This is a genomic window from Arundinibacter roseus, assembly GCF_004348825.1.
In the GTDB taxonomy this organism is placed as follows: domain Bacteria; phylum Bacteroidota; class Bacteroidia; order Cytophagales; family Spirosomataceae; genus Arundinibacter; species Arundinibacter roseus.
In genome coordinates, this window is sequence record NZ_SMJU01000001.1 from 102419 (window position 1) to 116445 (window position 14027).

Genomic DNA, 14027 nt, shown 5'->3' on the forward strand with positions numbered 1-14027 from the left:
AAAAAGAAAAAGTGCCAACCCAGAAGGTTGACACTTTTTTACATTTACACACACATTTTTCTTTAAACTAAGCACTTATTTAAACACAAAACCCGAAGGGGAAATATCCACCTTGATGGAATCAACTACGCTCGCATCGGTTCGGTAGCGCACTACGTAGCCCGCTTGCTTGAAAGAGGGCGTAACACCTCCGTAAATAAGCCCCTGCGCAGGGTCCACGCCAAGGCCTGACACTACCCGGCGCAGAAAAGGTGTATCGGTACGAATCGTGGTATCGTCGATGCCAAATCGGTAAATCTCTCCTTTTTGGGCATAGTTGGCGGCAGGATCATAGAACGAGTACAGGAAGTAAAAGCTCCGGCGGTCAGGCGTAATGGCGAAGTTTGACGGAGTCTTTAGCGCGTGATTACCCACGCGTACATTTGCTTCAATGGCATCCGTAAGTGGATTGATTCGTACTACATTATAGTTTGACTGAATCCAGAGTTTTCCATTGGCGTCTACATCAATGGGATCAGGCGAAGCGCCAATTTTGATAATTCGCTTGACCTGATCTGTGGCGGCATCCAGGACGGTCAAGTTTTCGGTTCCGCCTACGGCTCCCAGATAAACCTCATTCCCGATTTTCACCATTCGCTCCGCACCTTTGGGCACCGGAATTTTTTTGGTTACTGTCTGTGTAGTCAAATCCACGACCGCTATGTAGCCCTGATTTTTGAAGAAATCGGAAAAATCACCCGTCGCATCCCAACACGAAACATAAGCTTTTGTGTCGTTGATACGCACGACATAGCGTGGATTTTCGATGTCGGGTGCCGACAACGTAGCTTCGGACTTGAAGGTGCCTACATTTACTATTTCTACCTTATCCTGACCAGCCGTACTGTTATCGACCAAAATGAGTGAATACGCGCCAACTTCCGCCATACTCTGCACATTTCCGGTCAGTGAACGACCGTTTTCCTGAAAGAACAGGTCATTTTGCGCCTCCGACTGCTCGCGTCGGAAGAAGGAAATGCTTCCGTTATTATCCAAAAAATTACCGGCATTCAGCACCATAACTCCCTGTTCATACACTTCGGGATCAGGTGTTTTTTCCCGGCACGCATTCATCCCCACGACCACGCATACGCCGGCTACTACTTTTAAGAATTGTTGTTTCATTTTGATTCAGAATTATATGCAACTAAAAGAGTGAACGAAAAACTACGGCCCGGCATGGCGTTCCGCTTTACATTTAAATAAAAGGCATTGGTCAGATTGTGTACCTGCGCCTGCATGGTAGCCTGCAAACGAGCCAATGTCAGGGTTTTTTCACCCAAAAGCGACACGAAAACATAGCCAGGCAGGTTTCTGGAATTGTCAAAGGTATAATAGCTTCGCTTAACGGCCCGGCCAAGCGCTGTGAGGCGCAGGGTTCCGCGCTGGGCGAAAATCGTTAAATTTCCCTGATGTACAGGAACATACACCAACTGCTTGCCTACAATATCAGCAGCATATGCGTCGTATAGGCGTTCCTGAGAGGCACGGGTGAGAGCATAGCCCGCCGTTGCTCCCAGCTGCCAGCGAAGATAGGTAGTTTGGTAACGGCTCAAAAACTCAACGCCCCGAGCTACAACCAGTTGCAGGTTTTCGACCCGGTAGTTTCTTTCCGGATTCCAGTAGGTCCAGTCGTCTACCCGATTATGAAAAGCTGTTAGTGACGCTGTAAGAATTTGTGAATCAGCAATATTTTGTTTTAACTCTACGCCTATTTCTTTGTTCCAGCTTCGCTCGGGACGGATGTCCGGGTTTCCGAGCGTTTTCCAGTAGCGCTCATTAAGCGTAGGCACGCGGTAGCTTTTTGCAACGGCGCCTTTGGCTTTAAGTGTAGTTTTTTGGGTAGTAAAAAATACATAATCGACCCCTACCGAAGGCGTCAGTGGCGGATCAAAACGAGTGACAAACGCCTGCCGAAGAGCTGCCGAAAACAGCAGGCGCTCGGTTGCCTGCCAGCGACTCATGACAAAAATATCAGCACGATTTTCGGTAATCAGCGGCAACGTGTAGCCTTCAACCCGTGTCCGATAATGCGCCAGCTCCGCCCCCATGCGGACGGACAAAGGTGATCCGTTTTTGGACAAGTTCCATTCTTTTTCTTTTTCCAGGCGAGTCACAAAGCGATCCGTGCCGGTATGTTCGGGCGTAGAAAAATCTCCTTTTCCAAACTCAATCAAATCCCGAATCCAGGCTGTGCGCCAGGTCCAGGAAGGCGTTTGATACTGTACCATAGATCGGTACGACTGCGTGCGGGTTTGCTCACGAGCTACTGGGTTTTCGGGCGCCAGCACCACGCTATTATCTGTAAACCAGGCATGTGCAGAAATTTGCCGTTGCTTTCTCAGGTTCCAGGTCAGATCCTGCACCAGTCCTCGCTGTCTACTTTTGGAAGGTTCAAACAGGTAATTTCTCCGTTCGGTTGTGCCATAGTTATTATTCATTTGGCCGTCATACACGAGCGTTTTTCCAGAAAAATAAGAAGACGCTCCTGCTTTACCTCCGTACGTGGCACCGGCCTGTGTTTGAAAATTGTTAAAACTTCCCTGCTGCCGGCAGAGCTGCGCCCGAAGCCCCGAGGGCTGTCTTCCTGCACTTTCCAGAAGGAGACTTCCTCCCACGGCATCGGTACCAACGACACTGGCGGAAGCACCATATTGAACTGCAAGGCGCTCAAATCCGGCGACTGGAAGTGTCGAAAAATCTGTTTGACCCAGGTTTGGCTGATTGATGTTCAGGCCATTCCACAAAACGGCCGTATGCATAGATGACGTCCCCCGAAAGGCAACAGTATTGAGTTGCCCCGGTCCGTAATTTTTGAACGCCATTGGGCTATGAAACGCCAGAAGTTCGCTGATATTCTGAAAGCGAAACTGCTGTATTGTCACAGAATCAATGCGTTGCACTTTGAGCCCAGCCATAAACCGCTCGGGCGCAAACCCTCTGACTGTCAGTGGATTCAACGAAATTGTGTCGTGCTGTGCATGCAGGGAATTTGATCCTGAGAGGATCAAAAACAGCAGCATCACCAACCACCAAACCTGTGGGCGAGTAACCAATTTTGTAATGAATAAAGTATTTTTAAAAAAAGTCCGAACATCGAAATGCAGCGGACGCAGTATGGGTTTTTCCTCCGAAAACCGATTCCGCGGATTATTTCAGGCAGGTCTCCTGACTTGTCTCGCTGACTCGGGCCTTCCCGTATCTTGCTGATGGATACAGTGGCTGGGGTTTGAGCCAACATCTAAACTATGGGTGAGACGTACAGTTGCGGGGACAGTTTCCGCTTCAAACGGAATTCCCTATTAAGCCTTAAAAACTCTCCTGAAAGAGCATGAGGCACCTGAAACTGACACAAAGGTAAAAAATATGTAGGGATGCGCTCTATTTTCGGGTATATTTTTTAGGAAATTGCCAAAGGGTTCGGCCACGGTTTGTCGGGATTAGTCAGTTAATCCACGGCATTCATCCTTTTCATTCGACCAAATGATTTCTGACCCATACCTTTGAAATTTTACAAGATACATATGCTCCATTCATGACACACTCTACTGCATCAACGGCAACCTCTCAGCGCCCGGCCTGGCTGATTTCTGCGTTGGGGCTTCCTGTGACCGGTAGTCTGTACGTGGCTTTTTTGTGGGATTACTTCGGAATTTATCAGCAATGGAATCACATCGCTATTCCTATTTTTGTAGCCTCTGCTTTTTTGCATTACATCTATTTTTTAGAATTAGGCATCCCTGCCCTTCGTCAAAAAAATTATACGGTTTTCTCGCTACACATTTTTTTAAGCCTGCTGTGTTTGATAAGTTTTTTCTATTTCATTCACATTACGTTTACTACTCCCGAAGAAATCGAAAAGATACTGGATCTTTTTTATCAGAATAAAGGAAAAGAAATTCTTAAAAAAAGGGGGTTTATTACCTTTATTCGGCTATTCAGTTCTTTTCTTACGGTTCTGTTTATCTTAACTTTCAACGGGCTTCTGGCCAATTGGCAGCTCAACGCGCTCAATCGTACATGGGTAGAGAAACCTTCACTTCTGAGTAAATTTCCGGCAATTGAGCCATTCCGGATCGTCGTATGGCATATTCTGGGCTGGGCATTTTGGACCTACATCAATATTTTCGATCAGATCGTCAAAGGCAAACCGATTGACTGGAGCCTTACCTTGCTGCTTGTTTTGCCCTCGATTGTCTTTTTTTATATCAGCCTGCGTACAAGTTTTCGGCTATTGGCCCGCAATCAGCTTTTTCTGGCTATTTTGAGTGCTTTGCTCCTGTGGTTTGCTTTGTGTGCGATCAAGGGTTTGTGGTTTGCCAGTCTTGTCCATTTTTTTGATTTCCCTCCGGTTTTTGATGGAAAAAATATTTTGGAGAATGAAAAATATAAGGCTGCTTCGCTAAATAGTGTGGGCACTGTGGGATATTTCGTAGGATTTGTGCTGGCGGCAGTTGGTAACAAAGAAGCCTACATTATTCTGGTCAGTTTTATTTATGGATACGCCCGGCGGGCAATTCGCGATCAGCGTGAACTCACCAAACTGGCTGAAATCCGGCAGAAAGAAGCGTTGCATCAGCAGGAACTGCAAAAGCAGGTGGTTGACGCACGGCTGCAATCGTTGAAATATCAGATAAACCCGCATTTTTTGTTCAATAGCCTTAACTTTTTATACGCCCAATCGCTGCCGCTCTCCGAAGATCTTTCGCGGGCTACGCTCCTGCTTTCGGAGATGATGCGCTACGCTCTGAACGAAAACAGCGATGAGTCGAAAGTACCGCTCGAACACGAAATCAAACACCTGGAAAATTTTCTTGAATTTAATCAGCTGCGTTTTTCCAACCGACTACAAGTCAATTTCAGCACCGAAGGCAACATTCATTTTCGCCGCATTATGCCGCTTTTGCTGATTACGTTTGTTGAAAATGCGTTTAAATACGGCGAATTACATGACGCACAATATCCGTTGATAATCAATTTATTAGTCACGGAAAACGCACTTACATTTTTTGTAAAAAATAAAAAACGGAGCGGTCCCAAAGAAAATTCAACGGGCATTGGCCTTGACAATATTCGACGGCGGTTGCTGCTCGGTTATCCCGAACGCCACACGCTTACGATTGACGATACCGAACATTTTTTTACAACGGAACTGGTGATCGTGTTGTAGATTTTGAGGGTAAATCCACAAGAAATCAAGAAAATGTAAGCACAAAAAAATCAGTCATGTTTACCAGAAAACAACCAAAACTATGTCCATTAATTGCCTGATTGTAGATGATGAGCAGGGTGCGCTTGATATTTTGACGCACTATATTCAAAAAACGCCTTTTCTGAATCTGACAGCCGCCTGCCTCGGCCCGATGGAGGCACTCGATAAGGTGTATTCTGAACCCGTGGACCTCATTTTTCTGGATATTCACATGCCCGAACTGTCCGGGATTGATTTTATAAAACTATTGAAAGGCCGCGCCCGGGTGATCCTCACGACGGCTTACAGCGAGTATGCGCTGGAAGGCTACGAACTCAGCGTGCTGGACTATCTGCTGAAACCGATTTCGTTTGACCGATTTCTGAAAGCCGTACAAAAAGCCCGCGAACAAATTGAAAGTACCTCCCTGCCGGTCTCGGAGAATGCGCCCGCTGCTACTACGCTGCCCGTTCCAGAAGAAGAAGACTATATTTTTGTAAAAGTAGATGCACGGGTACAAAAGGTAAAATTTCAGGATATTTTGTACGTAGAAGGGCTGGGAAACTACGTCAGTATTTACACGCCCTCGGAGCGGATCGTCACCCTACTGACCATGAAAGACGTAGAAGAACGCCTGCCTGCACGGCAATTTATGCGGATTCACCGCTCCTATATACTTTCGCTGGATCGAATCAATTACATTGAAGGCAATCAGGTTTTTATTGATAAAAAGACGTCCTTACCTTTGGGAGAAACCTACCGCGACCGTTTTTTCAAAGCTTTGGAAGAAAAAATGATGACCGGAAAGCGTTGACATTCCCTTTTTTCAATCTTTCATTCTTCTTTTGGCAACGATTACTACCACAGAAATTCCGCCGGTTTCGCACAAAGGTATTCTCTACATGCTTGGCGCGGTGGTCTGTTTCGGAACCGTGGGTGCCATGGCCAAATGGCTCAGTCGTGATTTTGATACCGTCGAGCTGGTGTTTTTCCGAAACCTCGTGGGAGTTGTTTTTGTACTCGTAAGCCTGCTGAACCGCCCCCTGCAACAAACCGGAGGACGCGCCGGATTGCTGGTTTTTCGGGGTGTCATAGGCACGCTATCGCTCTATTTATTCTTTTACGCCGTTCAAACACTCGGCCTTGGTGCGGCAACTACCTATCAGTACAGCTACCCGATTTTCCTGGCGGTTTTTTCGTGGCTATTTGTCGGCGAAGCGCTCAGCAGGCGCGAGTGGGGCGCTATTTTTATTGGTTTCACGGGCATCTTGTTCATTTTCCGTCCCGACCTCACCGCACCGCTGGGGCATCATGCCATCGGACTCAGCAACGCTATTTTTACGGCAATTGCCTACCTTTCTATTCGACAACTAAGTACTTTTTACGACACCCGGGCAATTATCTTGTCTTTCATGCTTTCGGGCATTCTGATGCCGGTTGCCTCCATGCTCGCCGGCGAATACCTCCACATCGACGGCTATGACTTCCTGGTCGGGCACTTCGTCATGCCCACTACGGCCACGCATTGGGGCGGGCTGCTGGCTTTGGGGATCATCGCAATGCTTGGGCAATATTTTTTGACCATTGCATTTACCTTCGATAAAGCCGGACGGGTGGCGTCGATTGGCTATTCCAACATCCTGTTTTCGGGTTTATTAGGACTTTGGCTCGGCGATCCTTTTCCCGAACTACTCACGCTGATGGGGATGGCGCTAATTATTGGCGGCGGCGTGCTGGTGTCGCTGCGTAAGCCAAAACGCCGGTAAAGAATTCAAAGGCAAATTCCCTAGCACTGTTTACAAAAACCCATTTATGGAAAGAATAGAGGCAATTAATGTAAACCGTTTTTTCACCATTTATCGCAGTATAAAAAGGATGAACGGTTATGCATGTTGAAGAAAAACCAGAAAAAATCAATACTTTGTGAGGAAGTGGAGAGGATGATTTTTCAGTTCGATTTTTGTAATCTAAAAAATGAAAAACTTTGTAGAAAAACAAGCCTTATGTTACCAAACAGAATAACTTTTGACCCAAATCAATGTGGCGGAAAACCTTGCATGCGTGGTATGAGAATTCGGGTAACTGATGTACTTGAACTCCTTGCTGTTGGTCTCACTATTGATGAAATAATCAAAGATGAGCTTCCTGATTTGGAATATGCTGATGTGGTCACATGCTTACAGTACGCTGCAACAAAACTCAACCACCCCGTATTGATAGCTGCCTAGTTCGAGGAATTTATGTTCGGTTCTCATTGTGAGCGCAAATAATAAGCCGTCACCGTTGGTTTGGATTAATTTAGTTAAATTTGATAGGTTTGTAAAAATCAAATAGACTATGGTTGTAGAAAGACAGAAAATACGGGCTCGGTTGGCTGCTATCAAGCCCATACTCGCCCAACGATATCCCATAGACAGCCTGGCGTTTTTTGGATCTGTAGCCCGAAATGAAGCAACCAACACAAGCGATATTGATATTTTGGTTGAGTTCAATAAGCCTATCGGTTTTCAGTTTTTCAGTTTGGCCAAAGACCTGGAAGACTACCTCCAAATGCCGGTTGATTTGGTCTCTCGCAATGGTATCAAACCAGCCTATTTTGTTGCAATCGAACCTGACCTGATCTACGTCTAAACGAGATCCTCGGCTACTGATCAACGATATGCTTTTGGCCATTTCCAAAATCAAAATCTATACGCAGGGCCTTGATTTTACAGCTTTCATGGCAGATATTCGTACAATTGATGCCGTAGAGCGGAACTTTGAGATTATCGGCGAAGCAGCAAATCAATTACCAGAAGCTTTTCGAGACGACCATTCAGAAATAGTATAGCATAGTGTGATAAGTTTTCGTAACAGGCTCATTCACGGATACTTCGGTGTTGACTATCAGATTCTTTGGTATATTGTCCAAAACGATTTAGCTGAATTGGAAAAACAACTTTTACAGCTTTAATTCCGCCTTTACATACGGTCAATACATTCATTTTGAGGGGAGATAAAACACTTCCTGCGTGGAAAATCCCTAATCCATGAATCCCTTTCCCACTTAATTTTCAAGTCGCTGTTTCAGCAGCGAAATCCGCACTTTCCTTTTCACAAAAAACTGTCAAAATCTGTAACTTGCCTACGCATCTTAACCTAACCTACCCTTCTGCGTATGCAACGAATTTTTCTGCCTCTTTTGGCTGTTTTTTTTCTTGTTGGAAATTCTGCCTTTTCACAAAAACGAAAAAAAGCACCTGACACTCCTGCGCCTTCTGTGGCTGTTGCTTCTGATAGTCTCTATAAAAGTTTGAAATGGCGAAATATCGGCCCGTTCCGTGGAGGACGAAGCGTCGCGGCGGTGGGCGTGCCCGGCAATCCGCTGCTCTACTACATGGGAACCGTGGGCGGCGGTATCTGGAAAACCGAAGACGCGGGCCTCAGCTGGTCTAACATCACGGATGGATTTCTGAAAACAAGCTCTGTTGGAGCCATTGCCGTAGCCCCTTCTGACCCCAACGTTTTGTACGTGGGCATGGGCGAACACGCCATTCGGGGCGTGATGACCTCGCATGGCGACGGTGTGTATAAGTCCACGGATGCGGGCAAAACCTGGAAACACCTGGGCCTTCCGGCTTCCCGGCATATTGCGTCTGTACGCATTCATCCACAAAATCCTGACGTGGTGTACGTTGCCGTGCAGGGTGCTGCCCATGCAGCGACCGAAGAACGGGGCGTGTATAAAACCGAAGATGGAGGCAAAACCTGGACGAAAATCCTGTATGTGGATACCAACACTGGCTGTGCTGATTTGAGCATGGATGCTACTAATCCACGCATTTTGTACGCAGGCATGTGGGACCACCGCCGCCTGCCCTGGAAAGTAGTAAGCGGAGGGCCCGGTTCTGGCCTTTATAAATCGACCGATGGAGGCGAATCTTGGACGAAACTCAGCAAAGGTCTGCCTAAGGAAATGGGTAAAGTCGCTGTGTCGGTCTCGCCCGCAAATCCTCAGCGGGTCTATGCCAATATTGAGGCAGAAGGTGAAAAAGGCGGAGTGTATCGCTCCGACGACGGTGGGCAAACCTGGACACAGACCACAAATGCCCGGGTAACGGTAGCACGTGCGTGGTATTACATTGAAATAGAGGCCGACCCAAAAAATCCCGATGTGGTATACTGCATCAATGCGCCACTTCTGAAATCCATTGATGGCGGCAAAACATTCGTGACGGTTCGTTCTCCGCACGGCGATAACCACGGGCTGTGGATCAATCCGCAGAATCCACAAAATATGATCAATGCCAACGATGGCGGTGCCAACATCAGCTTCAACGGTGGCGCTTCGTGGAGTACACAGGAAAACCAACCTACCGCACAGTTTTATCGGGTTATTGCCGATAAGCAGTTTCCATATTGGGTATATGGCGGGCAGCAGGACAACAGCTCCGTGATGATCACGAGCCGCACGACCGGGCCCGGAATCGGCTGGCAGGATTTTGCCAGTGGCCCCGGCGGTGAAAGTGCATTTATCGCCTTTGACCCCGAAAATCCTGAACTGATCTATGGTGGCTCGTATCAGGGCAATATTTCTGTTTTGGATAAAAAAACGGGAGAGCAAAAAGACATTATGGCCTACCCCACCATTGGCCTGGCCGAAGTTCCAAAATACCAGAAATACCGCTTCAACTGGAACGCCCCAATCGTTGCTTCTCCACAAATCCCCTCCGTGATTTATCATGGCGCAAATGTCCTGCTGCGCTCGCGCAATCAGGGTCAAAGCTGGGATGTTATCAGCCCGGACCTTACCCGAAACGACACCACCAAACAGGAAGCAGGCGGCGGGCCTTTTACCAACGAAGGTGCGGGCGGTGAAGTCTACAACACGCTTGCGTACGTGGCCGTATCACCGCACCGCTACGGCGTGATCTGGACCGGCAGCGACTGCGGGCTGGTACACGTAACGCAGGACGATGGCGCAAGCTGGCAGCAAGTCACTCCACCCGACCTGGGCGAATGCCTCATCAACAGCATTGAAGTATCGCCTCACAATCCGGCGGCAGCCTATGTGGTAGCCACCAAGTACCGTTTCAATGATTTTTCTTCCCATATTTTTTATACCAATGATTTTGGAAAAAGCTGGAAGAAAATCGTTCGAGGCATTGCTCCCGAATCCTACGCACGGGTGGTGCGTGAGGATCCCGTTCGCAAGGATTTACTCTATGCGGGTACAGAAACCGGCCTGTATGTATCGTATGACGGCGGTGAAAACTGGACGTCTTTTCAGCTGAATCTGCCCGTGGTGCCCATCAACGATCTTTTTATTCGGGACAATGACCTGTTGGCAGCTACGTCGGGGCGGGCATTCTGGATTTTGGATGACCTGAGCCCCCTGCAACAGGCAAATACGCCTTTCCAGACTGAGTTAAAAGCCAGGCTGATTACTCCCCGCACCACTATTCGCCTGGATGGGCCTTCGATTCCGGAACCGATTCCTGGCTATGGGCAAAACCCAATGGCGGGTGTGCTGATCAGCTATTTCCTGCCCAAAGATCTTGATAGCGCAACCGTTACGCTTGATGTACTGGATGCCGGAGGGAAGCGTATGCTGCGATCTTTTACCAACCAAAAAGACCTTACCTACCAAAAATATGAAGGAGGCCCGGCCCCGCAAGCGCTTTTACCCACCAAAAAAGGCATAAACCGCATGGCCTGGAATCTCCGCCGGGAAGCCCTGCCAGGCGTTGATAAAGTGTTTGTCAATGGGGATTATCGGGGAAGCCTTGTAGGGCCAGGCACTTATACTTTACGATTGATAGCGGATGGAGATACCTCCACGACCTCTGTGAAAATTTTGCCGGATCCGCGCCTGAACGCTCTGCCAGCCGACTTTGAAGCGCAACAACTCGTGCTGACTCAGGCCGAAGATGCCGTACGGGAGATGCATCAGGCCGTCAATGCCATGCGACGGGCCAAAGGACAAATTGAAGCTCTGGAAAAACCCTGGAAGGCAGATTCGACCCAAAAAGAATGGATTGCTTTGGGCAAAGAAGTTGTAGATAAAATTACAGCCTGGGAAGATCGGCTCATTAGCCCGAAGCAAAAAACATTTCAGGATGTAATCAATTTTCAGAATAGACTCAATGCCGAGCTCCTCGACCTGCGCGACCGCGCCGGAACCCACAATCCCGCTCCCACAGCAGGTATAAACGCCCGCCTGAAGGAATTGCTGGATCAATGGCAGGTACACAAAAACGCCATGCAAAAAATTGTTCAGGAAGACATTGAGCGTTTCAATGCTTTGTACAAAGCCCGGCAACTTCCAGCAGTAGTTGTAACGGACGAAAAATGAGGTAATCTGTATTATCTTTGACATGAAATGGTTAATAATCGACAGGCTAAGGCTTTTTGATTATTAACCATTGTAGAAAATGTGTTACTTTAATGAAATATATGTAGCACATTGCCCGTACAGTTAAATAGAATCCTCCCAATTTTCTATGAAGGACATTTTTGAGTTCTTTTATACCCATTCAACAGAAGGTCTGATTATTACGGATGCCGAGTTCAGGATTTTAGGAATAAATCCGGCAGCGGAAGACGTTTTTCAAATAGCCGGATCAACCTGCATTGGTAGCTCCCTTGTTCAGACCATTCCCTTTCAATGTATTGATTTAACTTTTGAAAATATTTTTGAAACCCTAACGCTCGAAGGTTCGTGGAAGGGACGGGTAAGTCATCATTTGCCGAATCAAACCATTCAGTTACTTTCCTGTAATTTTTATCAGCTCAGGCAAGAGCTTTCTGAACAGACTCACTATGCGTTTCTTTTTGATCTGATTTCGGATTCAAAGCTTTTATCAGCCTCGCTGCTTCTACAACAGGAGCAGTACGCCTCTTTCCTGAAATCATTATCCGAAGGTATCACCGTTCAGACAGAAACCTCAGATATTATTTTGTGCAATCCGGCAGCTGAGCGTATCCTGGGGCTAACGCGCGATCAAATGCTTGGGCGCTCTTCGGTCGATCCACGCTGGCGCTGTATTCATGAAGACGGAAGCCCTTTTCCCGGCGAAACGCACCCGTCTATGGTTAGCCTTGGCACGGGACTTCCGCAGCGAAATGTAGTGATGGGTGTGTACAAGCCCGATGGTGATCTTACCTGGATTAGCATTAATTCTGAGCCTATTTTTGATAATAATTCAGCGATTCCAACGGCCGTCATTACGTCTTTTAATGACATTACGGAGCTGAAAAGTATTGAGCAATCGCTCAAAAAAACGGAAGAACGCTGGAATTTCGCCCTCGAAGGCTCCGGCCTGGGTGTGTGGGACTGGAATATCGCCAAACAGGAAATTTACTTTTCGCCTCACTGTCGGCGCATCCTCGGGTTTGAGCACTACGAATTACCCGATGATATTGATACATGGCGAAGTCGTGTCCATCCGGATGACCTCCCGGTCGTAAAAGCACAACTGATTCAATATCTGAAAGGACAGCAGGAAAGATTTGAAGTTGAATACCGGGTTCGGAAAAAAGATGAAAGCTATACCTGGGTTCTGGATCGCGGCATGGTCGTCGATATTGATTCCAATGGCATGGCACGGCGTATGATTGGGACGCATGCAGATCAGCAGCAACGCAAACAGATGGAAGAAGCCGAGCGGCAGATTTCGCAGCGCTTTAAGGCCGTATTTAATTCCATGTACCAGTTTATCGGCATCATGACTCCCGACGGCTTACTGGTCGATGTCAATGAAGCCGCCCTTGCTTTTGCGGGGATTACAATGCAGGATGTGGTCGGCAAACCGTTGTGGGAAGCTCCGTGGGTGTCGTATTCGGAAACCATTCAAACGCAGATTCGGCAGGATATCGCCCGGGCTGCCAAGGGTGAGTTCATACGCCATGAACTGGAAATTGCCGGGAAACAGAATGACAGTACGATTATTGACTTTTCGCTAAAACCCGTCCGGGACGAAAACGGAATTGTTACGCTTATTATTCCCGAAGGTCGAGACATTGGAGCGCTTAAACACACCGAGAAACTGTTGCAGGAAGCCAACGAAGCATTGGCCAAACGCGCCGAAGATCTAAGTGTTTCCAATGCCGAACTGGAACGCTTTGCCTATGTCGCCTCTCACGATTTGCAGGAACCGCTCCGCACGGTAACCATGTTTCTGGAACTGCTCGATGCCCGCTATGGCGCTCAACTTGACACGACGGGCCGCACCTATATTGCCACGGTTACGCGCGCGGCCAACCGCATGAAAACCCTGATTCAGGATTTGCTGCAATATGCCCGCATCGGCAACGACAATTTTACGCTTAAATCCGTTGATAGTCAGGCGTTGGTAACGGCCGTAATTGAATCCTTCGGACAGACCATTCAGGAGACCGGAGCAAAGATTATTGTTCGTGATTTGCCACGATTACATGCCTCTGAGACAATGCTCTACATGGTTTTTCACAACCTTGTGGGCAATGCACTCAAATATAAACAAGGTGCAGAGCCCATCATCGAGATTGGCTACCGCCTGGAAGATGCTCATTACGAGTTTTTTATCAAGGACAATGGCATCGGGATTCATAGCAATTACTTCGATAAAATATTCATTATTTTTCAACGTCTTCATAAAAAAGAAGAGTATTCAGGTACTGGACTGGGGTTGGCTCTTTGCAAGAAAATTGTAGAGCGTCATCGGGGTACGATTCGGGTAGAGTCTGCGCCAGGGCAAGGAAGTACCTTCTATTTTACAATTCATAAAAAAATCAAACGGCTGCATTGATCATGTCTGCGGCACGAAATTTGATCATA

At 47.4% G+C, this 14027-nt stretch carries 9 protein-coding genes, 1 pseudogene and 1 riboswitch; of the genes and pseudogenes, 8 read left to right on the top strand and 2 right to left on the bottom strand.

The genetic code is table 11. From position 1 onward, the window contains the following. Nucleotides 1-75: 75 nt before the first annotated feature. Nucleotides 76-1164, bottom strand: coding sequence for a DUF5074 domain-containing protein (locus EZE20_RS00500; RefSeq protein WP_132113379.1), 1089 nt, complete (start codon nucleotides 1162-1164; stop codon nucleotides 76-78). Then, entirely contained in the window at nucleotides 1161-3095 is a 1935-nt protein-coding gene (locus EZE20_RS00505; RefSeq protein WP_228713478.1) for a TonB-dependent receptor plug domain-containing protein, read from the bottom strand. The genes EZE20_RS00500 and EZE20_RS00505 overlap by 4 nt, the downstream gene beginning before the upstream one ends. Nucleotides 3096-3180: 85 nt before the next feature. Further along, a riboswitch (cobalamin riboswitch) is annotated at nucleotides 3181-3398 on the bottom strand. Nucleotides 3399-3574: 176 nt separating this feature from the next. On the opposite strand from EZE20_RS00505, the gene EZE20_RS00510 reads away from it, so the two are divergent. The 8 genes and pseudogenes from EZE20_RS00510 to EZE20_RS00545 all read left to right on the top strand — a co-directional run bounded on the left by EZE20_RS00510 (nucleotide 3575) and on the right by EZE20_RS00545 (nucleotide 13998). Next, entirely contained in the window at nucleotides 3575-5209 is a 1635-nt protein-coding gene (locus tag EZE20_RS00510) for a sensor histidine kinase (protein ID WP_132113381.1), read from the top strand. An 82-nt stretch (nucleotides 5210-5291) separates the two neighbouring features. Beyond that, nucleotides 5292-6044, top strand: coding sequence for a LytR/AlgR family response regulator transcription factor (locus tag EZE20_RS00515; RefSeq protein ID WP_132113382.1), 753 nt, complete (start codon nucleotides 5292-5294; stop codon nucleotides 6042-6044). A gap of 31 nt (nucleotides 6045-6075) precedes the next feature. Then, entirely contained in the window at nucleotides 6076-6996 is a 921-nt protein-coding gene (locus EZE20_RS00520; RefSeq protein ID WP_228713479.1) for a DMT family transporter, read from the top strand. Nucleotides 6997-7119: 123 nt separating this feature from the next. Continuing rightward, nucleotides 7120-7458 carry a DUF433 domain-containing protein gene (locus tag EZE20_RS00525; protein ID WP_228713480.1) on the top strand — a complete coding sequence of 113 codons (339 nt, stop codon included), beginning with the start codon at nucleotides 7120-7122 and terminating at the stop codon, nucleotides 7456-7458. A gap of 109 nt (nucleotides 7459-7567) precedes the next feature. Continuing rightward, entirely contained in the window at nucleotides 7568-7861 is a 294-nt protein-coding gene (locus tag EZE20_RS00530) for a nucleotidyltransferase family protein (RefSeq protein ID WP_132113384.1), read from the top strand. Between the two features lie 28 nt (nucleotides 7862-7889). Next, nucleotides 7890-8183: pseudogene (locus EZE20_RS24350) on the top strand (HepT-like ribonuclease domain-containing protein). A 204-nt stretch (nucleotides 8184-8387) separates the two neighbouring features. Next, entirely contained in the window at nucleotides 8388-11564 is a 3177-nt protein-coding gene (locus tag EZE20_RS00540) for a WD40/YVTN/BNR-like repeat-containing protein (RefSeq protein ID WP_132113386.1), read from the top strand. 148 nt (nucleotides 11565-11712) lie between these two features. Further along, nucleotides 11713-13998: a PAS domain S-box protein gene (locus EZE20_RS00545; RefSeq protein WP_132113388.1), complete on the top strand. Its 2286-nt coding sequence runs from the start codon at nucleotides 11713-11715 to the stop codon at nucleotides 13996-13998. Nucleotides 13999-14027: the final 29 nt, after the last annotated feature.